Here is a 22582-nt window from a genome sequence, read left to right on the forward strand (position 1 = left end):
TTGGGAGGGTTCAACGCCGCCATAATAATCACGGACCACATCTGCCTTGGCTTGTTTAACGCTATAGCCCCGTCTGGACATCCAGGAACTCATACCACCAAAAGTGGTATGCTGATCGCGGCAAACATCGGCTAAAGAACAATTGTAGTCTACTTTCAATACTTCAAGGAAATGTTTCCAAGTTTTTCCAAATCGATTTTCTGCTAAATCCATAATGCTTCATTTTTATACATCGCAAAAATATAAGAATGAAAAAAGGGCGACAAGATAGAATCGCGGAGACGCTTACCGAGTGAAGGTTTTCTTTTACTTTTCTTTTTTTATAATAGCTGCAATCATAAAGTAGCTTACTTTTGTTCTTTCTCTATATATTGTATAATCTAAAATAACTAGTGATGCAAAAAATGAATAAAAATGGATTTAGCCAATGTGCCGGAGCGTACATTGAGCGTTTGCGAAAAGAAGGGCGATATTCTACCGCTCATGTTTATAAGAATGCTCTTTTTTCTTTTAGTAAGTTTTGTGGAACAGGTAACATATCGTTCAGGCAAGTCACCCGGGAGTGTTTACGATGCTATGGACAGCATCTTTACGGGTCCGGATTAAAGCTCAATACGGTTTCTACTTATATGCGTATGTTGCGTAGTATCTATAATCGGGGAGTAGAAGCGGGAAGTGCCCCTTATGTTCCCCGGTTGTTTCATGATGTCTATACAGGCGTGGATATCCGGCAAAAGAAAGCATTGCCTGTGACCGAATTGCACAAACTACTGTATGAGGACCCGAAATCCGAACGTTTGCGTCGTACGCAGACGATTGCAGCTCTGATGTTTCAGTTCTGTGGAATGTCATTCGCGGATTTGGCGCATTTGGAGAAATCGGCTTTAGACCGGAATGTGCTTCAATATAACCGTATCAAGACTAAAACACCTATAAGCCTGGAAATTCTGGAAAGTGCAAAAGAGATGGTGAATCAGCTTCGAAGCAATAAACCCGCTCTTCCTGATTGTCCCGACTATTTATTCGATATTCTGCATGGTGATAAGAAGCGGAAAGATGAAAAAGCATATAAAGAATATCAGTCTGCTCTTCGTCGTTTTAATAATTCTTTGAAGGATTTGGCGAGAGTGTTGCGCCTGGACTCACCCGTCACTTCATATACCTTCCGACATTCTTGGGCCACTACTGCCAAGTATCGCGGAGTTCCGATTGAAATGATTAGTGAATCGCTGGGACACAAATCTATTAAAACCACACAAATATATCTGAAAGGCTTTGGATTAAGAGAACGCACAGAAGTGAATAGAAAGAATTTATCTTACGTTAAAAATTACAATGTAAGTAGGTGATAGATAGGCAAAGCTTTAATAATCAGTATTTAAATGTATCCGTTACTTCTTAGGTAACGGAATCAAATGTGACGCAAAGATAGACAAAAATATAAATAGCAAACAAATATTCTCCCATTTTTTTTCGTTTTATCTGATGCATACGGCAAAAAAAAATCTGAACATGAAATAATCATATCTTCATGCCCTATGATTTATATGTCCTGTCTTAAAAAGAATTTCCCCCTTCGCTAAAGGCAAAAACTCTTCTACCACTGTAATTGTCGATGTTTTTCTCTGTTCTCATTCCGATTGGTCTTGATTGTGTGTTTTCCGTTACCTAAGAAGTAACGGAATTATATAAGGTAAAAATAGTGGATTAATCAAAAAAGTTTTGAGAATATCTCTATTTAAAAGTATAACATACAAATAAAGATGAAACAAACTAAAGCGGCTTTTAGGAATAAGCCATTTATTTCGTTAAAAGGTAGTATTCTATTTCTGATACTCATTCCGATGAGCGGTCTGATTCATGCGCAATATTCCATGGGAACAACGGGGCAGTTGATGATACCTACCGCTGAAATGCAGGAGACCGGTACATTTATGGGAGGAGTCAATTTCTTACCCGAGCAAGTTACTCCATCGGTTTTCAGTTTTCCTACCATGAACTATTTTGTAGATATGACTCTTTTCTCTTTTATCGAATTCACTTACCGGATGACATTACTCAAAATGACAACCGGTACAGGCAGGACGGGTTATCATAATCAGGACCGTTCTAATACGATTCGTATTCGTCCGCTAAAAGAAAGTCGCTATTTCCCAGCTGTTGTGATTGGTGGAGATGATCTTTTGACGGAGAAGAAGACTCCGTATTGGGGAGCTTATTATGGTGTGTTGACAAAGACTATCGGATTTCGTTCGGGAGACCAATTGGCTGTAACGGCCGGATGGTATATTCATCAAGGTGATTGTCGTGTATTTAATAAAGGACCTTTCGGAGGTGTCCGCTATACGCCTTCTTTTTGCAAAGAATTGAAGTTGATGGTGGAATATGATACGCGTGGATGGAATATGGGTGCTGCCATGCGCTTTTGGAAGCATTTGTCCGTCAATGTGTTTACTCGTGAATTTACATGTGTTTCCGCCGGTCTGCGGTATGAATGTACATTAATGCATTAAAAGAAGATGAAAAGGATTGTTAGTGTGACCGCTGTTTTTCTCTGTGGTATTTCTTTGTTACAGGCACAGCCTGTTCGTGTGAGTGAGACACTGAAAGAGTTGGATATGGAGAATATTTCAGTTGTGGAGAAAAGGGATACGATAACTGCGGCTTTTGAGACCTCTGCTTATAGAGGTATTTATAATGGAATCGGTATTGCCATACGCCATTTGGTTATTATACCGGAAATACCGACTTTGCAGCTACTTATATTAGATAATGCCTTACCACAATTATGCATAACCATCCCTGCAGAATTGATTCAAAAATATCAGTCCGGTGAATGTGCGTTGGATGAAGTGTATCGTAAGATGGGGATAACTACTTCTACCGAAACTGCTGTGCGTCAGCTGAAAGGTGTAAAGCGAAAAGAAAGTTCTTTCGGTAAGATGGATTTGGTAGTATATCCCAACGTGATGTTAGTCAATAATGTAACTTATAAGTTGTATAAGGCGGCTCTCGAGTTGCAACCTGCCCTGGAAATGCAATTATGGAAAGGAGCTTCGCTACGGATGCAGGTTTCTTTACCTGTTGTAAGTAATGAAGATGGTAAGTGGAACTGCGTTCGCTTGGGATTCATGGCTTTGCGACAGGATTTTCGCTTGACTAATCATTGGAAAGGATACCTCACAGGCGGTAGCTTCTCCAATGATCGCCAGGGACTTGCAGCAGGCATCGGCTATTTTTCGGCAAATGGTCGGTGGACGGTAGAAGGTGGAGGAGGAATAACCGGCTCTGCTCATTTCTATGGTAGCGAATGGAAAATGAGCAAGTGGAAAAGAGTCAATGGACAGATTAGCGTAGGATATTATATTCCGGAAGTGAATACCTTGGTAAAAGTAGAAGGAGATCGCTTTATTTATGGCGATTATGGAGTACGCGGAACTCTTTCACGCTACTTCGGCGAATATATTGTAGGTATATATGGTATGTATACAAATGGAGCAACGAATGCAGGATTCAACTTTTCTATTCCATTACCGGGAAAGAAACGCAAGCGACATCTGCTACGGCTAATGCTTCCCGAATATTTTGCTTTTCAGTATGATATGCGTAGCGGGAATGAATATGCCCATCGTTCGTTGGGCGAAAGTTATAGTGTTGAACCTAAGTCGGCAGAGAATTCACATTTCTGGCAGCCGGATTATATTCGATATTATTTGATTAAAACGAGTGAGAAGTGAAACATGATTGGTATTTTAACTAGTATTTTTAACAAAATTGAAACATTATGAAAAGTGTAAAATGGTTTTATGTGGGTGCCATGGCAATAGCCTTGGGTATGTTAACTTTTGCGACAGTAGCCTGTCACGATGATGATGACGATCCGAAACCGGCAGAAGGGGAAGTAATTGAAACTCCAAAACCGGTAGTGGAGTATTACATTATGGGTACGGTGACTTCCGGAGGAAAAGCAATGAATGGGGTAAAGGTAAAAGTGGGTAGTAAAAATTACACAACCGACTCGAATGGTAAGTTCTCTGTTACAGAAAGTGCTACAGGTACTTATAGTATTGAAGCGTCTTCTAATGGATATCTTTCACAGAAAACGTCAGTTGTCATTGCAGATAATGCGGAGAATCGTAGTGTGGTAACGGTAGCTCTGGCTCTGACAAAGGAGAGTCCGAAAGAGACTGTGTCAATAACGGCAGCAGAAGAAACTAAGGTAGAGGATAAGAGTGAATCGAATCTGGCAATTGAAGAGCCGGGAGAAGTTGCTCCGGAAGAAGTGGTAGAGGATAAACCACTCGTAAAAGTCGAATTGGCAATACCGGCAGGTGCAATTGAGGCAACAGGAGAGAATGCAGAAATTGTTAAAGATGGTAAAGTAGACATCAGTGTAACAACCTTTGTTCCTGCTCCTGCAGAAGTGACTACTGAAGTAAAGGCTGAAGAAGTGAATAAAGATATACCTAAAAGCATCCCTTTAGCTGCTGCTAAATTTGAACCGTCTGGTTTGCAATTTGCAAAAAAGGTTACGATTTCTATTCCTAACCCTATCCCTGGAATAACATTCGCTGATGCTGATATGATACTTACTTATCAGAATCCAGATACAGGAGAATGGGGAGATGCAAAAGATAATCAGGGAAATGTAATTAAAAATATATCTTCTACTACAGAAGGTGGAGCTGTCACTGCGTATACAGCCGATGTCGATCACTTCTCTGCTTATGCTATAGAGAATAAAGTATACAGCAAGATTAGTAATGAAACTGTGACAACTACTATTCTAGGACAAGCTAGTCGTGATAATAGCGAGAATGCTAAAGCAGTGACTGGTATTGAACTGAAATATAAGGAAAAGTCTGGTTGGGACTATGATAAGAATGATGCTGCTCTTGTTGCTGAAGTAAAATCGCAATTAGGAGCTGGTGCTAGTGCTGAAGATACAAAAACGGTGAATGCAATGGTTGCTTTCATGAAAACTCGTATGTTCTCATTAATGGGATCGGTATCTGGCATTACGGAAACTGAACGTGTTTATAACACTGTAAATGTAAACGGATACACCACTATGAGTTATACTTGCTATGCAAAAGCTCGTACTACCACATTGACGGCTAATGTAAAGTTTAATGGTCAAAACAAGACGGTTTCGATTACAGCAACTCGTTATACCGGAACGGATCATCAATATAAGACGGTTACTTATAATCCGACACATAGCGGCGGTAAGGGTGGTAGTATTTAAGATGTTTTATAGTAAGGGGCTTGGATTCGTTTGTAGCATTGAATCCCTGCCTTAGCCGATTAGGAAAAAGTACAGAGGTACATCTTTACCTAATCGGGGCCACGCATCAGATTTTATTTTGATGCACATTTCCCTGAATATCAACTGTCTGTGAAGATCGTTGATATGATTTGAAACGATTCATTGAATCGATATGTAATATTTTTAATAAAACCCTTTTGAATATGTTCCTTTTTTAATAAACCCTTTGGAGCATGTTCATATAGAGTATAGAAGGAGGAGGTCACTGTGAAGCGGTCTCCTCTTTTGCTCTTCGAAAATACTGTATTACTGCAAGTAGTATTGCTAAAATCTGTCTTTCTTGGAGTGTTATTATATTCTTTGTTGACTAGATTTGACTAGAAGTAATACCCTAAATTCACAAAACAACTTCCTTTGTCCGTCTGATTGGAATACCCCAACGATATTTCCAATGGTCCGAAGATGCTGTCCATTCCATAACCTGCACTAACACCGAATAATTGCTTGCCTTTCAATATATCGAAGAAATTACTATCCGTTAGCCCGTAATTACCCGTCAGCGTGAGATAATGAATGGCTCCCATGCGTTGTCTGAATTTAATAGACGCAATCATTATGGTGTTATCCATCAATTCCAGGTTGGTAACCCCGGCAAATGGTAATTGCTGTGGAATATAGAAACCGGGTACGTCACCGCCAATGGCATTTTGCAGCGGATAAGGAAAATCTCTTCCGATCAGGATACGTCCATAAATGGAAGGAATGACGGAGAAACGGCGGGTCACAGGGATGACACTTGCCCACGAAGCATTCAATGCTGAAAATGGAGCGTGGTCGTTGTATTGTGCCATGTTATCCGTATAAAGCGAATAGGCAGCTCTGAAGTCACTTCCTTTAGAAGGGAAGCGTCCTTTATCATAAGTATTATATTGCACTTGGGCAAAATAACTTAGAAAATGTTCCGATTCCACTTTCAGATCGGAGATTTCAGGTTTCTTGAACAGGAAATCTTTGTACTTGTAATATTCAAAACGCAGACCGAGTCCGAAGCGGAAATTCTTGTACCATACATCGGAGAAACCGAATTCTGCCAGATGATATTTATACGTTGTATTATAGGCACGGTCACCTTCCTCGTAAATGTTGATATCGTTGTATTGGAACATATACGAGAAGTTGAAATTACGTTGCTGCATGGGTTCCAGCGTATAGTCTATGCGGGCAGCATATCGTTTACCCAATCGACCGGTAAGAGCCAGGCGGGAAGGTATATGAGTTTTGAGGTCTGCCGTTGCATTCACCAACAAAGACGCGATTTCTTCCGAATCGAAACGGATGCCCAGATTGATTCTTCTTTCATATTTTTCCTGCAACAGGAAGTTGAGGTGATAACCTTCAGGAGTCTCTTTCAACGTATAGCTGGCACTGGAATAGGATTGGCTACCGCGTAATTGATACAAGGCCTGTTCTATTTGTTGAGTGGTAATGTCACTGTTTTCTTTCAGATTACATTTCTTCATCAGCCATTTTTTATCATCCACCTCTACACCGGAAAATGAGATGTCCGTCACATAAACCGTGCGTGCATTGGAAAGAGAAGAATAAGGGCCATGTTGCTTCGGAGTATAATCTTTGGCTATCCCTATCTTCTTTTTCAAGGCAAGCAACGAATTCCATTGTTCTTTAGCCGCTTCTTCGCCTCTTCGCATCAGAGTGTCGATGGCAGCCGGGGTAAAACTGGCGGATGAATATCCCTCCACATTGACACGGATATAAGTGTCTGTGAGGTCTACATTTTTTTCATGGTTAGACTGGCAGGTAATGTCTACAATCTGCCCCAGAATATCGGGGACGCTGTTGAGCTTGTCAGCCTTCTTCAAAGCATTCTGCACGTCTACTCCGATAATAATATCGGCTCCCATGGCTTTCACAACATCTGCCGGATAGTTGTTTACAATGCCGCCGTCCACTAATACCATGCTGTCTTGCCGTACCGGAGTAAATACACCCGGAATAGCCATACTGGCACGCATAGCGGTTGAGAGTATTCCGTCATGGAATACAATTTGTTCTCCATTGACAACATTGGCTGCCACACAAGCAAAAGGAATGGGAAGTTTATTGAAGTTGATGGAGTCATGATACCCCACAGTGAGTTCTGAAAATAGGTTAGCCAGATTTTGCCCTTTCATGAGTCCTCCGGTAGCAGCATCTTTGGGAGTTTTGGTGAAAGGGATAGAGACTGTATATTTTTCAGACCGTTCACGATCAGTCAATGACATGGCACTTCGTTTGATACGGTCGCTCAACAGGAATGTCCAATCTTGTTTCCGTACCATGCTGTCCAATTGTTCCGTAGTATAACCGATGGCATAAAGGCCACCTACGATAGCTCCCATACTGGTACCGGCTATGTAGTCGATAGGGATTCCGGCTTCCTCAATTACTTTCAGTGCTTTGATGTGTGCCATTCCTTTGGCACCGCCGCCGCTTAGAACGACACCTACCTTTTTCCTTTGCTCTTGAGAATGCAAAGAAAAAGGCAATAAGATGCCAATTGATAAAACTAATGTTGAAAAGATTTGTTTTTTCATTAGGATGTGGTCTAGTGTTGATGTTTAATATAATACAAATGTAGAGCATAATTTGTTTAGTTGTTGAAATGGGAACTAAAAAAAATGTTCCAAAAGTCGGAAATGTGGATTTTTTCTACACCATACAGTGAATTTCCACACTTTCTGCAAAACGAAGAAATATCTAATGCTTTGATTTTAAGCAAATAATGCAGGTAACGCATTTTTGGTATATGAGTTGTAAATAAGGATATAGAACAAACATAAGTTAAATTAAATAATAAGATTCGATATGAGATTATTCTTTTCGAAACATGAGTTGAAACTGAGGAGAAAGAGAACCATTGCTGCTATTATGTGTATGGTAGTTGTGTTGGGTGTGTATTGGATACTGACCCGACCTCAGAAGGCTGCGCCGGAAATGCCGACAGTCATTGTTGAACCGGTAGTGAAAGACGACGTAGAGATATACGGGGAATATGTGGGGCGTATTCGTGCCCAACAGTTCGTCGAAGTACGTGCCCGTGTGGAAGGTTATCTGGAAAATATGCTTTTTGCCGAAGGGACATATGTCAATAAGAATCAGGTTTTGTTTGTAATCAACCAGGACCAGTATCGTGCCAAAGCAGATAAAGCCAGAGCGCAATTGAAAAAAGACGAAGCGCAGGCTTTGAAAGCGGAACGTGATTTAAAACGTATCCGTCCGTTGTTTGAACAGAACGCTGCAAGTCAGTTGGACTTGGATAATGCGGAAGCCGCTTATGAAAGTGCCGAGGCAACGGTAGCCATGAGCGAGGCGGATTTGGCACAGGCTGAACTGGAATTGGGTTATACCATTGTTCGTTCGCCCTTATCGGGACACATTAGTGAAAGAAATGTGGACTTGGGTACGTTAGTCGGCCCCGGAGGAAAATCATTGCTTGCTACCATTGTGAAGAGTGATACAGTATTGGTGGATTTCAGTATGACAGCACTCGATTATTTGAAGAGTAAAGAAAGAAACATTAATTTGGGACAGCAGGATTCCACCCGTTCCTGGCAGCCGAATATTACCATTACATTGGCGGATAATACCGTCTATCCATTTAAAGGATATGTGGATTTTGCCGAACCGCAAGTCGATCCTCAAACCGGAACTTTCTCTGTACGTGCAGAAATGCCGAATCCGAAACAAGTATTGTTGCCGGGACAATTTACAAAGGTAAAGTTGTTGCTGGATGTTCGTGAAGGTGCACTTGTTGTTCCGATGAAAGCCGTTACTATCGAAAAGGGTGGAGCATATATTTATACCATGCGCAAAGATAATGCGGTAGAGAAACGTTTTATCGAATTAGGACCGGAAGTCGGGAATAATGTGGTGGTAGAAAGAGGACTGGCAGAAGGAGAAATGGTGGTTGTAGAAGGGTTCCATAAGTTGACTCCGGGCATGAAAGTACGGGTCAGTGATCCGGAAGCCGAAGCTGGGGACAGTATAACTACGACAAAAAATGAAGTGACCGGAGTAAAAGAAAACACTACCGGAACGAAGGATAACGCGAAAGGAGAATAAACGATGAAAGTTACTTTTTTTATAGATAGGCCGGTCTTCTCGGCCGTAATCTCCATCGTGATTGTGATTGTCGGCATTATTGGTCTGACGATGCTTCCGGTGGATCAATATCCGCAGATTACCCCTCCGGTGGTGAAGATCAGCGCATCCTATCCGGGTGCCAGCGCACTTACCGTGTCGCAGGCAGTAGCCACTCCGATTGAGCAGGAAATCAATGGTACGCCGGGTATGCTTTATATGGAATCAAACAGTTCTAACTCCGGAGGTTTTTCGGCAACGGTCACTTTTGATGTATCTGCTGATCCGGATTTGGCAGCCGTTGAGATTCAAAACCGTGTGAAATTAGCGGAATCCCGTTTGCCGGCGGAAGTCATTCAGAATGGTATTTCAGTAGAAAAACAGGCTCCCAGTCAGTTGATGACGCTTTGTTTGACTTCTACTGATCCGAAGTTCGACGAAATTTATTTGAGTAACTTTGCTACTATCAACGTGCTCGATGTAATTCGCCGTATTCCTGGGGTTGGACGTGTATCTAATATAGGTAGCCGCTATTATGCGATGCAGATATGGGCGCAACCCGATAAGTTGGCAAACTTTGGGCTGACCGTACAGGATTTACAGAATGCATTGAAGGATCAGAACCGTGAATCAGCGGCCGGTGTATTGGGACAACAACCGGTGCAGGGACTGGATATTACCATTCCTATTACGACTCAAGGACGTTTGTCTACCGTAGGGCAGTTTGAAGATATTGTAGTGCGTGCCAATGCCAACGGATCTATTATCAGGTTGAAAGATGTGGCGCGTGTATCGTTGGAGGCTTCTTCCTATAACACGGAAAGTGGTATCAACGGCGAGAATGCCGCTGTGCTTGGCATTTATATGTTGCCGGGAGCAAATGCGATGGAAGTAGCCGAGAGGGTCAAAGAGGCTATGGATGAGATTAGCAAGAATTTTCCGGAAGGATTGAGCTATGAGATTCCGTTCGATATGACGACTTATATTTCTGAATCTATTCATGAAGTATATAAGACGTTGTTTGAAGCGTTGGTATTAGTTGTATTGGTGGTTTATCTATCCTTGCAGAGCTGGCGTGCAACGTTGATTCCGGTAGTAGCGGTGCCTATTTCATTGATCGGTACTTTCGGATTCATGTTGATTTTCGGTTTCTCGCTGAATATACTGACATTACTCGGATTGATTCTTGCCATCGGTATTGTGGTGGATGATGCGATTGTGGTGGTGGAAGGCGTAGAACATATCATGGAAACGGAACATCTAAGCCCATACGAAGCAACGAAGAAAGCGATGAACGGACTTGCTAGTGCTTTGATTGCCACATCACTGGTATTGGCGGCAGTGTTCGTTCCGGTTAGTTTTTTAAGTGGGATTACAGGGCAGTTGTATCGCCAGTTTACGGTGACGATTGTGGTGTCCGTACTTATTTCTACGGTAGTGGCTCTGACATTGAGCCCGGTGATGTGTTCATTGATTCTGAAGCCGGATAACGGAAAGAAAAAGAATATCGTTTTCCGGAAGATTAATGAATGGCTGGGCATCGGTAGCAATAAATATGTGGCTGCCGTGACTCGTACGATCAAGCATCCTCGCCGGGTTTTAAGTGCTTTTGGTATGGTATTGATCGCTATTATGCTGATTCACCGTATTATTCCGACCAGTTTCTTGCCTGTAGAAGACCAGGGATATTTCAAAATTGAATTGGAACTGCCGGAAGGAGCTACTTTGGAACGTACCCGTATCGTAACAGAACGTGCCATTGCTTATTTGGAAAAGAATCCATATATTGAATATATACAGAACGTAACGGGAAGTAGTCCGCGTGTTGGAAGTAACCAGGGACGTGCTGAACTGACGGTGATCCTGAAACCTTGGGAAGAGCGGAAGAACACCACTATTGAAAAGATTATGGATACGGTGGAAAAACATTTGAGGGAATATCCAGAATGTAAAGTCTATCTGTCCACTCCTCCGGTTATTCCGGGACTGGGTAGCTCGGGAGGTTTTGAAATGCAATTGGAAGCTCGTGGAGAAGCCACTTTCGATAATTTGGTAGACGCGGCAGATACATTAATGTACTACGCATCCAAGCGCAAAGAGCTGGCTGGTCTGTCATCTTCTTTGCAGTCGGAAATACCACAACTCTATTTCGATGTAGACCGTGACAAAGTAAAGATGCTGGGTGTGCCACTGGCTGATGTGTTCTCTACCATGAAGGCTTATACCGGTTCGGTGTATGTGAACGACTTTAATATGTTCAACCGTATATATAAGGTTTACATTCAGGCGGAAGCTCCTTACCGGGAACACAAAGACAACATCAATCTGTTCTTCGTGAAAGCCTCCAATGGAGCGATGGTACCATTGACTTCTTTAGGAAATGCCTCCTATACCACAGGACCGGGAAGTATTAAACGTTTCAATATGTTTACTACGGCCGTTATTCGCGGAGCAGCTGCACAGGGATATAGTTCCGGACAGGCGATGGAAATCATGGAGCAGATTGCCCGTGACCATCTTCCCGATAATATCGGTCTTGAATGGAGTGGCCTTTCTTATCAGGAGAAGCAGGCGGGAGGTCAGACTGGTATGGTGATGGCATTGGTATTCCTGTTCGTATTCCTCTTCCTTGCTGCACAATACGAAAGTTGGACGGTGCCTATTGCCGTGTTGCTCTCTTTACCTGTTGCCGCTTTGGGAGCCTATTTAGGAGTCTGGGTTTGCGGATTGGAGAACGATGTCTATTTCCAGATTGGTCTGGTAATGCTGGTGGGACTTGCCGCTAAGAACGCGATTTTGATTGTAGAGTTTGCAAAAGTACAGGTAGATAAAGGTGAAGACCTGGTGCAGTCGGCTATCTACGCAGCCAAATTGCGTTTCCGTCCGATTCTGATGACTTCTCTCGCATTCGTACTCGGTATGCTTCCGATGGTATTGGCAAGCGGTCCGGGGTCGGCAAGCCGGCAGGCAATCGGTACAGGTGTATTTTTCGGAATGATATTTGCCATTGTATTCGGTATCATTCTTGTGCCGTTCTTCTTTGTGATGGTGTATAAAACAAAGTCGAAAATTTTAAAACATAAGAAATAATGAAACGAAAGAAACTATATATTGCTATTCTGTTACTTGCCGGAGTCTTGACTTCCTGCAAGGTAGGGAAAAGCTATGTCCGTCCTGATCTTCATTTGCCCGACAGCTTGGAAAGAGCGCAAGACTCGATCAGTTTCGGCGATCAGGACTGGAGGGATATTTATACGGATGCTACCTTGAGAAGTCTGATAGAACGTGCACTGGATCACAACAAGGATATGTTGATTGCCGCTGCCCGTGTGAAAGAAATGGCAGCACAGAAACGTATTTCCACTGCTGCGTTACTTCCGGATATCAAAGGAAAAGTAACGGCAGAACGTGAACTTGAAAATCATGGAGGAGACGCTTTCAAGAGATCAGATACTTTTGAAGCACAATTCCTCGTTTCATGGGAACTCGATCTTTGGGGAAATCTGCGCTGGGCACGTTCGGCCAGTATTGCCGAATATCTGCAATCTATCGAGGCGCAACGCGCATTGCGGATGACGATTGTTGCTGAAGTGGCACAAGCTTACTATGAATTGGTTGCTTTAGATACAGAACTGGACATCGTAAAGCAAACATTAAAAGCCCGTGAAGAAGGAGTACGTCTGGCACGTATCCGGTTTGCCGGCGGATTGACTTCCGAGACTTCCTATCGGCAGGCGCAGGTGGAGTTGGCGCGTACGGCAACTTTGGTTCCTGACCTCGAACGTAAAATCTCCCTGAAAGAAAACGATATTGCCTATCTTGCGGGTGAATATCCTAATAAGATAGCCCGTTCCCGTTTGCTTCAGGAATTCAACTCTCCGGAAACACTTCCTGTTGGATTGCCGTCTACATTATTGGAACGTCGTCCCGACATTCGTCAGGCAGAGCAGAAATTGATTGCTGCCAATGCGAAAGTGGGAGTGGCTTATACAAATATGTTCCCGCGTCTTGCCCTGACAGGTGGTTTCGGTAGTGAAAGTACTTCTTTGTCGGAACTTTTGAAATCTCCTTATGCAGTGATGGAAGGAGCTTTGCTGACTCCGATCTTTGGCTGGGGAAAGAACCGTGCGGCATTGAAAGCAAAAAAGGCAGCTTATGAGGCTGAAGTACATAGTTATGAAAAAGCCGTACTGGAAGCTTTCAAGGAAACACGTAATGCAATTGTCAATTTCAACAAGATCAAGGAAGTGTATGAACTTCGTGCCAATTTGGAACGTTCGGCCAAGAGCTACATGGACCTGGCACAACTGCAATACATCAATGGAGTTATTAATTATCTGGACGTATTGGATGCCCAACGTGGATATTTTGATGCACAGATTGGGTTGAGTAATGCTATCCGTGACGAGTTGATTGCGGTAGTTCAACTCTATAAGGCTCTTGGTGGAGGCTGGGAGCAAAATCCCTAGAATTATCATATCGATTCACTCATTGAAGAAAACGTAAAGGCTATCTCCCACACCGGGAGGTAGCCTTAATTTTTCTTTCTTCTTCTTTTTGTCTTAAAAACAACAACAGAAGAATTTTCATAATTCGGAAAAAAGTGCGAAATTTGCAACGCTTTTCAAGTTTGACAAGAAACTTACTAACACCTTTAAATAAAAAATTAAAGAAAATGACTAAAAGTGCATTGCAAATCGCAAGGGCTGCTTACCAGCCCAAACTTCCGAAAGCATTGGCATCAGGAGCTGTTAAGGCTGTAGCAGGTGCTGCTACTCAATCTGTAGCCGATCAGGAAGCTATCAAAGCATTATTCCCGAACACGTATGGAATGCCGTTGATTACATTCGAAGCTGGTGAAGCTGTTGCTCTTCCCGCTATGAACGTAGGTGTAATTCTTTCCGGTGGTCAGGCTCCGGGCGGACACAATGTAATCTCCGGTTTGTTCGACGGTATCAAGAAATTGAACCCGGAAAACAAATTATATGGTTTTATTCTAGGTCCTGGTGGTCTGGTAGATCACAATTATATGGAACTGACTGCTGATATTATCGACGAATACCGTAACACTGGTGGTTTCGATATCATCGGTTCCGGACGTACGAAGCTGGAAGCAGAAAGCCAATTCGAAAAGGGATATGAAATCATCAAAGAACTTGGCATCAAAGCATTGGTTATCATTGGTGGTGACGACTCTAACACAAACGCTTGTGTATTGGCTGAATACTATGCAGCTAAGAACTACGGTGTACAGGTAATCGGTTGCCCGAAAACAATCGACGGTGACTTGAAGAACGATATGATTGAAACTTCTTTCGGTTTCGATACAGCATGTAAGACTTATGCGGAAGTAATCGGTAACATCCAACGTGACTGTAACTCTGCACGTAAATACTGGCACTTCATCAAGTTGATGGGTCGTTCGGCTTCTCACATCGCACTGGAATGTGCTTTACAGGTACAGCCTAACGTATGTATCGTTTCTGAAGAAGTAGAAGCTAAAGATATGTCTTTGGACGATGTAGTGACTTACATCGCTAAAGTGGTAGCTGACCGTGCTGCACAGGGAAACAACTTCGGTACTGTATTGATTCCGGAAGGATTGGTAGAATTCATTCCTGCCATGAAACGCCTGATTGCTGAATTGAACGACTTCCTGGCTGCTAATGCTGAAGAATTCGGTCAGATTAAGAAATCTCACCAACGTGATTATATCATCCGCAAACTTTCTCCGGAAAACTCTGCTATCTATGCAAGTCTGCCGGAAGGCGTTGCCCGCCAGCTGACTTTGGATCGTGACCCGCACGGAAACGTTCAGGTATCACTGATCGAAACAGAAAAGCTGTTGTCTGAAATGGTAGCTACCAAATTGGCTTCATGGAAAGAAGCAGGCAAGTATGTTGGTAAATTTGCTGCTCAACACCACTTCTTCGGTTATGAAGGACGTTGTGCTGCTCCATCAAACTTTGACGCTGACTATTGCTACTCTTTGGGTTACACAGCTTCTATGTTGATTGCTAACGGTAAGACTGGTTATATGTCTTCTGTACGCAACACAACTGCTCCTGCTGCCGAATGGATCGCAGGTGGTGTGCCTATCACTATGATGATGAACATGGAACGTCGCCACGGTGAAATGAAACCGGTTATCCAGAAAGCATTGGTGAAACTGGATGGCGCTCCTTTCAAGGCATTTGCTGCGCAACGTGATCGTTGGGCTATCGAAACGGATTATGTATATCCGGGTCCGATCCAGTACTTCGGTCCTACAGAGGTTTGCGACCAGGCAACTAAGACTTTGCAGCTGGAACAAGCTAAATAAATACACTTCAGAGGCAGTTGTTGATGTAACAGTTGCAATAACAGCTGCAATGAAAGATTCTTTCAGGCACGGATTACACGGACTACACGGTTTATAAGAAATAACTAAAAAACCGTGTTAATTCGCGTAATCCGTGCCTATCTCTAAAAACATTGATCGTTTAAAGTAAATGCCGCAACGCAACAACCCGATGTCTGCCGTACAGAAGAAAAGAACCGTTTCCACTACCAAGAAAAAGGGAACGACCTCTTCTTCCAAAACTTCCCGTACCTCAAAAAAGGAACAGATGAAGCATCGAACTGTGATGCCTGTCTGGATTCGTAACATTTTGGCTGTGGTGATTATCGGTTGTTTTTCCGTTGTATTCTACTATTTCTTTATCCGTCCTTATGCTTATCGATGGAAACCTTGTCATGGTTTAAAGGAATACGGAGTTTGTATCCCTGACGGATATGATATTCATGGTATTGACATTTCTCATTATCAGGGAAAGATTGACTGGAAAAGACTGTTGCAGAATAAAGAGACGGCTACTCCTTTGCATTTCGTTTTTATGAAAGCTACAGAAGGAGGAGATCATAACGATACCACCTTTGAGGCGAACTTCGCCAATGCCCGTAACCATGGATTTATCCGTGGTGCTTATCATTTTTATATTCCTGGTACGGATGCTTTGAAACAGGCGGACTTCTTTATTCGTACGGTGAAACTGGACACGGGTGATTTACCTCCCGTACTTGATGTGGAAGTGACCGGGCGGAAGGAAAAAAAGGAATTGCAGCAAGGCATTAAACGCTGGCTGGACCGGGTGGAATCTCATTATGGAGTGAAACCTATTCTTTATACTTCTTATAAATTTAAAACCCGTTATCTGGACGATTCCATCTTCAATACATACCCTTACTGGATTGCCCATTATTATGTTGACTCTGTAAAGTATCAGGGAAAATGGGACTTTTGGCAACATACTGATGTAGGAAGTGTTCCCGGTATCAAAGAAGACGTAGACCTGAACGTGTTCAATGGCTCGTTAGAGGAACTTAAAAAGCTGACAATTAAGTAACAGGTATTTCTTTTCCCAACAACTTATCTCTTCTCTCATTTGTTATAATCGTATTATTATAAAAAAAGATACGATTATGAACTTTGATATAGCTATTATTGGTGGTGGTCCTGCCGGGTACACAGCTGCCGAACGTGCAGGGGCCAACGGATTAAAAGCCGTTCTTTTTGAGAAAAAGGCAATGGGTGGAGTGTGTCTCAATGAGGGGTGTATTCCTACTAAAACTTTGTTATATTCTGCTAAAATACTGGATAGCATCAAAAGTGCTTCCAAATATGGCGTTTCTGCCGAATCTCCTTCGTTCGATTTGTCCAAGATTATGAGCCGCAAAGACAAAACAGTGAAAATGTTGACGGGTGGCGTGAAGATGACTGTGAATTCTTACGGAGTGACGATCGTGGAGAAAGAAGCTTTTATAGAGGGAGAGAAAGAGGGGATGATTCGCATCACCTGTGATGGAGAAAACTATTCCGTGAAATACTTGCTGGTATGTACCGGCTCCGATACAGTGATTCCTCCCATACCGGGATTGTCGGGAGTCAGTTATTGGACCTCCAAGGAGGCGTTGGAGATAAAAGAACTTCCCAAGACGCTGGTTATTATTGGCGGTGGAGTGATCGGGATGGAATTTGCTTCTTTCTTCAACAGTATGGGAGTAAAGGTGCATGTGGTAGAAATGATGCCGGAGATTTTGGGAGCGATGGATAAGGAAACGAGCGGCATGCTTCGTGCCGAATATGCCAAACGGGGAGTCACTTTCTATTTGAATACGAAAGTAGTGGAAGTGAACGCTCATGGAGTCGTGATAGAAAAAGAAGGCAAAGCTTCCACTATTGAAGCGGAGAAAATCTTGCTTAGTGTAGGTCGTAAGGCAAATTTATCCAGAGTGGGGCTGGACAAGCTGAATATAGAATTGCATCGGAACGGGGTCAAAGTAGATGAACATCTGTTGACTTCGCATCCCCGTGTATATGCTTGTGGGGATATTACAGGTTATTCTTTATTGGCACATACCGCTATTCGTGAAGCGGAAGTTGCTATCAATCATATCTTGGGAGTGGAAGACCGGATGAATTACGATTGTGTTCCGGGAGTTGTTTATACCAATCCCGAAGTGGCAGGAGTGGGAAAGACAGAAGAAGAACTGATAAAATCAGGACTTTCTTACCGTGTATCCAAATTACCGATGGCTTATTCCGGTCGGTTCGTAGCCGAGAATGAACAGGGAAACGGCCTTTGTAAACTGATTCAGGATGAAGAAGGGAAGATCATCGGTTGCCACATGTTGGGAAATCCGGCGTCGGAACTCATTGTGATCGCAGGTATTGCTATTCAGAGAGGCTATACGGTGGAAGAATTTCAGAAGACTGTATTCCCGCATCCTACGGTCGGAGAGATTTATCACGAGATTATGTTTTAACTCTTATTCTGTCTGACCTATGATTCGATGTATCTATAGTCCGTTTTCTGATATTTACTTTCACTTGGCTGCAGAAGAATATCTGTTGAAGCAGGGAAATGAAGACATTTTCATGCTTTGGCAGGACACTCCTTCTGTGGTAATAGGGAAACATCAACGGTTACGGTTGGAAGTCGATCAGGAATGGGCGGAACGGGAGCAGGTACATATTGCCCGTCGTTTTTCCGGTGGGGGAGCAGTGTACCATGATTTGGGCAATGTCAATCTGACTTTTATAGAAACGACTCCCCGCTTGCCGGAGTTTGTCACGTATTTGCAGCGGACGTTGGATTTCCTGAACTCTATGGGACTGATGGCAACAGGAGGCGAACGATTGGGGATTTATCTGAATGGATTGAAAATATCAGGAAGTGCGCAATGCTTGTACAAGGATCGGGTATTGTATCATTGCACGCTATTGTATGATACGGACCTTACAGCGTTGCATCAAGCATTGAATCCGGAACCGATGGCCGATGATGAAACGTTATCGTCTGTATATGCTGTTCCTTCCGTTCGGAGTGAGGTAACTAATATTCGCAGGCATTTGCCGGCGGGGACTGTCACTGATTTCAAAGAAAAGGCTTTTCAGTATTTCAGTAAGTCGCAATCTGTCAGTGCTTTCACTAAGGAGGAGATAGAAGCTGTCAATCAGCTCCGGGAAGAGAAATATATTCAGAAAGAGTGGATATATAGCCGTTGATGCTTGGTTGTACCGATTGGCCTCCGGTTAAAATTTACTTAACTTAAAACTTTCTATTTCAGCCCATTGTTGTAATATATCTAAGGTTGAATAATAAAATTACTGTCTATGTCAAAATTCGAAATAAAAATGCCTAAGTTGGGCGAGAGTATAACCGAAGGGACCATTGTCTCTTGGTCTGTAAAGGTGGGTGACATGATTCAGGAAGACGATGTGCTTTTTGAAGTGAATACTGCTAAAGTAAGTGCGGAAATCTCTTCTCCCGTAGCGGGAAAAGTGGTGGAGATTTTATATAAGGAAGGTGACACGGTAGCTGTAGGAACAGTCGTCGCTATTATTGATTTGGATGGCGAAGAATCATCCGGTACGGAGCCGGCAAGCGAAGGTGCCACAAATGAAGGAGCTGATGCCAGTCAGGTTGCCGCTGATGTTTCCGGAACATCACAATTAGCTGCAGACATTGCTAAGAATCAATCAGTGAATACTGCATCAACCCCCGTTGATACATCGAAGCCCGTTGCTGTTGAGGAAGAACGTTGGTATTCTCCTGTTGTGATTCAGTTGGCGCGGGAGGCTAAGATTCCGAAAGAAGAGTTGGATGCTATACAAGGTACGGGTTATGAAGGGCGGTTGAGTAAGAAAGATATAAAAGACTATATTGAAAAGAAGAAAAGAGGCGATATGGCTGAACCGAAACCGGCCTCTGCTGTTGCTGCTCCGGCTGCAAGCAAACCATCGGTGGCTGTTGCTCCCGAACCGATAACTCCGAAAACGTCTCCGGTTGCATCTGCCCCTGCTGCACAGTCGGCTGCTACTTCATCCAAATCGTCTGCTCCTGTTGCCATGCCTGGAGTTGAAGTGAAAGAGATGGATCGTGTCCGCCGAATTATTGCCGACCACATGGTTATGTCTAAGAAAGTATCTCCTCATGTAACTAATGTGGTAGAAGTAGACGTCACCAAGCTGGTGCGTTGGCGTGAAAAGAACAAAGATGCTTTCTTCCGTCGCGAAGGAGTGAAGTTGACTTATATGCCTGTGATAACCGAGGCCGTAGCGAAAGCATTGGCAGCCTATCCTCAAGTGAATGTGTCAGTAGACGGATATAATATCCTCTTTAAGAAACATATCAATGTAGGTATTGCTGTCTCTCTGAATGATGGAAATCTGATTGTTCCTGTGGTGCATGACGCCGATCGTTTGAATCTGAATGGCCTGGCAGTTGCCATTGACTCTTTAGCCCTGAAAGCAAGGGATAATAAATTAATGCCGGAAGATATTGATGGCGGTACATTTACCATTACCAATTTCGGAACGTTCAAGAGCCTGTTCGGTACACCGATAATTAATCAGCCGCAGGTTGCTATTTTGGGAGTAGGATGTATTGAAAAGAAACCTGCTGTGATAGAAACACCGGAAGGCGATACGATTGCCATCCGCCATAAAATGTATCTGTCTTTGTCTTACGACCATCGGGTAGTAGACGGAATGTTGGGAGGTAACTTCCTCCACTTTATAGCCGACTACCTCGAAAACTGGCAAGGCTGATAACTGATTGTTTCACTCATTAAGAACTTCATTCACTATGAAAAAGAAATATGATATAAAAACGACAGATGTAGAAACCCTGAAAAAGTGGTATCATCTGATGACATTGGGGCGTGCTTTGGATGAAAAAGCACCGTCATACCTGCTACAATCTTTGGGTTGGTCTTATCATGCTCCTTACGCGGGGCATGATGGTATTCAGCTTGCCATCGGTCAGGTATTCACTTTGGGCGAAGACTTCCTGTTTCCTTACTACCGCGATATGCTGACTGTACTTTCTGCCGGAATGACTCCGGAAGAAATCATCCTGAATGGTATCTCGAAAGCGACAGACCCGGGCAGCGGCGGACGTCACATGTCGAACCATTTCGCCAAACCGGAATGGCACATCGAAAATATCTCTTCCGCTACGGGAACGCATGACCTTCATGCGGCCGGTGTAGCCAGAGCGATGGTATATTATGGACACAAAGGAGTCGCCATCACTTCTCACGGAGAATCTGCTACTTCCGAAGGATTTGTATATGAGGCTATCAATGGCGCCAGCCTTGAACGTCTTCCTGTCATTTTTGTGATACAGGACAACGGATATGGAATCTCTGTCCCTAAATCGGAACAGACAGCCAACCGCAAAGTAGCCGAGAACTTCTCCGGTTTCAAGAACCTGAAAATCATCTATTGCAATGGAAAAGATGTGTTCGACTCGATGAATGCCATGACCGAAGCTCACGAATATGCAAGGGAAACCCGTAACCCGGTGATTGTGCAGGCAAACTGTGTTCGTATCGGTTCCCATTCCAACTCGGATAAACATACCCTGTACCGGGATGAGAACGAACTGGAATACGTAAAAGATGCCGATCCGCTGATGAAATTCCGCCGGATGTTGTTGCGTTACAAACGCCTGACGGAGGAAGAATTGCAGCAGATCGAAGCTGACGCAAAGAAAGAACTGTCGGCTGCCAACCGAAAAGCGTTGGCTGCTCCCGATCCTGATCCTAAGAGTATCTACGATTTTGTGATGCCCGAACCTTATCAACCCCAGAAGTACAAAGAAGGTACTCATGAAGCAGAGGGCGAAAAGACCTTCCTGGTAAATGCCATTAACGAGACATTGAAAGCCGAATTCCGCTATAATCCCGATACGTTTATCTGGGGACAGGACGTAGCAAACAGAGAGAAAGGCGGTGTGTTTAATGTCACCAAAGGGATGCAGCAGGAATTCGGCGAAGCCCGTGTGTTCAGTGCGCCGATTGCCGAAGATTATATTGTAGGCACCGCCAACGGAATGAGCCGCTTTGATCCTAAAATCCATGTCGTGATAGAGGGAGCGGAGTTTGCTGATTACTTCTGGCCTGCCGTAGAACAATATGTAGAATGTACGCATGAGTATTGGCGCAGCAATGGTAAGTTTGCCCCGAATATAACGCTGCGGTTGGCTTCCGGAGGTTATATTGGTGGAGGGTTGTATCACTCTCAAAATATAGAAGGAGCTTTGACTACATTGCCGGGAGCACGAATTGTCTGCCCTTCTTTTGCAGATGATGCAGCCGGATTGTTACGTACTAGTATGCGCTCTAAGGGATTTACTTTGTTTCTTGAACCGAAAGCATTGTATAATTCGGTAGAAGCTGCTACTGTGGTGCCGGAAGACTTTGAAGTACCTTTCGGAAAAGCACGTATTCGCCGTGAGGGTACGGACTTGAGTATTATCACATACGGAAATACGACCCATTTCTGTCTGCATGCCGCCGAACGATTGAAGAAAGAGGGTGGTTGGAAAGTAGAAGTGATCGATATTCGTTCTCTGATTCCGTTGGATAAAGAGGCAATCTTTGAATCGGTCAAGAAGACCAGCAAAGCATTGGTTGTACATGAAGATAAAGTATTCTCCGGTTTCGGTGCGGAGCTTGCAGCAATGATTGGTGAGGAAATGTTCCGTTATCTCGACGGACCGGTGCAGCGTGTCGGTTCTACGTTTACTCCCGTCGGTTTCAATCCGATACTGGAAAAAGAAATTTTGCCGGACGAAGCTAAGATATACGAAGCTGCACGGAAATTATTGGAATATTAAAAGAGAA

14 protein-coding genes and 1 pseudogene are annotated in these 22582 nt (G+C 43.4%); 13 read left to right on the forward strand and 2 right to left on the reverse strand.

Annotated features, from left to right (window positions below):
* A pseudogene (locus tag HMPREF0106_RS05030) lies at window positions 1-213 on the reverse strand (hypothetical protein); the annotation flags it as partial.
* Window positions 214-395: 182 nt separating this feature from the next.
* Between HMPREF0106_RS05030 and HMPREF0106_RS05025 the strand changes: the two are divergent.
* The 4 genes from HMPREF0106_RS05025 (at window position 396) to HMPREF0106_RS05010 (ending at window position 5248) form a co-directional block, all read left to right on the forward strand.
* Window positions 396-1349 carry a tyrosine-type DNA invertase cluster 3b gene (locus tag HMPREF0106_RS05025; RefSeq protein WP_004314983.1) on the forward strand — a complete coding sequence of 318 codons (954 nt, stop codon included), beginning with the start codon at window positions 396-398 and terminating at the stop codon, window positions 1347-1349.
* A gap of 414 nt (window positions 1350-1763) precedes the next feature.
* On the forward strand, window positions 1764-2513 hold the full coding sequence (locus HMPREF0106_RS05020; protein WP_009040813.1) for a YjbH domain-containing protein: 750 nt from the start codon (window positions 1764-1766) through the stop codon (window positions 2511-2513).
* Window positions 2514-2519: 6 nt separating this feature from the next.
* The gene (locus tag HMPREF0106_RS05015; protein ID WP_009040814.1) at window positions 2520-3737 is read left to right on the forward strand and encodes a hypothetical protein; all 1218 of its coding nucleotides are present in this window, start codon (window positions 2520-2522) and stop codon (window positions 3735-3737) included.
* A 47-nt stretch (window positions 3738-3784) separates the two neighbouring features.
* The gene (locus HMPREF0106_RS05010) at window positions 3785-5248 is read left to right on the forward strand and encodes a carboxypeptidase-like regulatory domain-containing protein (RefSeq protein ID WP_009040815.1); all 1464 of its coding nucleotides are present in this window, start codon (window positions 3785-3787) and stop codon (window positions 5246-5248) included.
* Window positions 5249-5646: 398 nt separating this feature from the next.
* Here the strand turns inward: HMPREF0106_RS05010 and HMPREF0106_RS05005 are convergent, their stop codons facing one another.
* A complete protein-coding gene (locus HMPREF0106_RS05005) occupies window positions 5647-7863 on the reverse strand; it encodes a patatin-like phospholipase family protein (protein WP_009040816.1) in 2217 nt (738 codons plus the stop codon).
* 271 nt (window positions 7864-8134) lie between these two features.
* On the opposite strand from HMPREF0106_RS05005, the gene HMPREF0106_RS05000 reads away from it, so the two are divergent.
* The 9 genes from HMPREF0106_RS05000 to HMPREF0106_RS04960 all read left to right on the forward strand — a co-directional run bounded on the left by HMPREF0106_RS05000 (window position 8135) and on the right by HMPREF0106_RS04960 (window position 22575).
* Entirely contained in the window at window positions 8135-9391 is a 1257-nt protein-coding gene (locus HMPREF0106_RS05000; RefSeq protein ID WP_004314976.1) for an efflux RND transporter periplasmic adaptor subunit, read from the forward strand.
* Between the two features lie 3 nt (window positions 9392-9394).
* Window positions 9395-12499 carry an efflux RND transporter permease subunit gene (locus tag HMPREF0106_RS04995; RefSeq protein WP_008643983.1) on the forward strand — a complete coding sequence of 1035 codons (3105 nt, stop codon included), beginning with the start codon at window positions 9395-9397 and terminating at the stop codon, window positions 12497-12499.
* Window positions 12499-13878, forward strand: coding sequence for an efflux transporter outer membrane subunit (locus tag HMPREF0106_RS04990; protein ID WP_008643984.1), 1380 nt, complete (start codon window positions 12499-12501; stop codon window positions 13876-13878). Before HMPREF0106_RS04995 ends, HMPREF0106_RS04990 begins: the two co-directional genes overlap by 1 nt.
* Window positions 13879-14084: 206 nt before the next feature.
* Window positions 14085-15731, forward strand: coding sequence for a diphosphate--fructose-6-phosphate 1-phosphotransferase (locus HMPREF0106_RS04985; RefSeq protein ID WP_004314973.1), 1647 nt, complete (start codon window positions 14085-14087; stop codon window positions 15729-15731).
* 169 nt (window positions 15732-15900) lie between these two features.
* Window positions 15901-16794, forward strand: coding sequence for a glycoside hydrolase family 25 protein (locus HMPREF0106_RS04980; protein WP_004325606.1), 894 nt, complete (start codon window positions 15901-15903; stop codon window positions 16792-16794).
* A 76-nt stretch (window positions 16795-16870) separates the two neighbouring features.
* The gene (lpdA, locus tag HMPREF0106_RS04975; protein WP_009040817.1) at window positions 16871-18214 is read left to right on the forward strand and encodes a dihydrolipoyl dehydrogenase; all 1344 of its coding nucleotides are present in this window, start codon (window positions 16871-16873) and stop codon (window positions 18212-18214) included.
* A 19-nt stretch (window positions 18215-18233) separates the two neighbouring features.
* The gene (locus tag HMPREF0106_RS04970; RefSeq protein WP_009040818.1) at window positions 18234-18956 is read left to right on the forward strand and encodes a biotin/lipoate A/B protein ligase family protein; all 723 of its coding nucleotides are present in this window, start codon (window positions 18234-18236) and stop codon (window positions 18954-18956) included.
* Window positions 18957-19064: 108 nt separating this feature from the next.
* Complete coding sequence (locus HMPREF0106_RS04965; RefSeq protein ID WP_009040819.1) at window positions 19065-20501, forward strand: dihydrolipoamide acetyltransferase family protein; 1437 nt, start codon at window positions 19065-19067, stop codon at window positions 20499-20501.
* 37 nt (window positions 20502-20538) lie between these two features.
* Window positions 20539-22575, forward strand: a complete 2037-nt coding sequence (locus tag HMPREF0106_RS04960; RefSeq protein ID WP_009040820.1) for a thiamine pyrophosphate-dependent enzyme — start codon at window positions 20539-20541, stop codon at window positions 22573-22575.
* The last annotated feature ends 7 nt before the right edge of the window (window positions 22576-22582 follow it).

Origin of the sequence: Bacteroides sp. D22 (assembly GCF_000163675.1) — a bacterium.
Lineage (GTDB): Bacteria > Bacteroidota > Bacteroidia > Bacteroidales > Bacteroidaceae > Bacteroides > Bacteroides xylanisolvens.

Excerpts from the sequence above, each read along its gene's own strand:
- HMPREF0106_RS05025 (WP_004314983.1), top strand. The coding sequence starts at position 396 with ATGCAAAAAATGAATAAAAATGGATTTAGCCAATGTGCCGGAGCGTAC.
- HMPREF0106_RS05020 (WP_009040813.1), top strand. The coding sequence starts at position 1,764 with ATGAAACAAACTAAAGCGGCTTTTAGGAATAAGCCATTTATTTCGTTA.
- HMPREF0106_RS05015 (WP_009040814.1), top strand. The coding sequence starts at position 2,520 with ATGAAAAGGATTGTTAGTGTGACCGCTGTTTTTCTCTGTGGTATTTCT.
- HMPREF0106_RS05010 (WP_009040815.1), top strand. The coding sequence starts at position 3,785 with ATGAAAAGTGTAAAATGGTTTTATGTGGGTGCCATGGCAATAGCCTTG.
- HMPREF0106_RS05005 (WP_009040816.1), bottom strand. The coding sequence starts at position 7,863 with ATGAAAAAACAAATCTTTTCAACATTAGTTTTATCAATTGGCATCTTA.
- HMPREF0106_RS05000 (WP_004314976.1), top strand. The coding sequence starts at position 8,135 with ATGAGATTATTCTTTTCGAAACATGAGTTGAAACTGAGGAGAAAGAGA.
- HMPREF0106_RS04995 (WP_008643983.1), top strand. The coding sequence starts at position 9,395 with ATGAAAGTTACTTTTTTTATAGATAGGCCGGTCTTCTCGGCCGTAATC.
- HMPREF0106_RS04990 (WP_008643984.1), top strand. The coding sequence starts at position 12,499 with ATGAAACGAAAGAAACTATATATTGCTATTCTGTTACTTGCCGGAGTC.
- HMPREF0106_RS04985 (WP_004314973.1), top strand. The coding sequence starts at position 14,085 with ATGACTAAAAGTGCATTGCAAATCGCAAGGGCTGCTTACCAGCCCAAA.
- HMPREF0106_RS04980 (WP_004325606.1), top strand. The coding sequence starts at position 15,901 with ATGCCGCAACGCAACAACCCGATGTCTGCCGTACAGAAGAAAAGAACC.
- lpdA (WP_009040817.1), top strand. The coding sequence starts at position 16,871 with ATGAACTTTGATATAGCTATTATTGGTGGTGGTCCTGCCGGGTACACA.
- HMPREF0106_RS04970 (WP_009040818.1), top strand. The coding sequence starts at position 18,234 with ATGATTCGATGTATCTATAGTCCGTTTTCTGATATTTACTTTCACTTG.
- HMPREF0106_RS04965 (WP_009040819.1), top strand. The coding sequence starts at position 19,065 with ATGTCAAAATTCGAAATAAAAATGCCTAAGTTGGGCGAGAGTATAACC.
- HMPREF0106_RS04960 (WP_009040820.1), top strand. The coding sequence starts at position 20,539 with ATGAAAAAGAAATATGATATAAAAACGACAGATGTAGAAACCCTGAAA.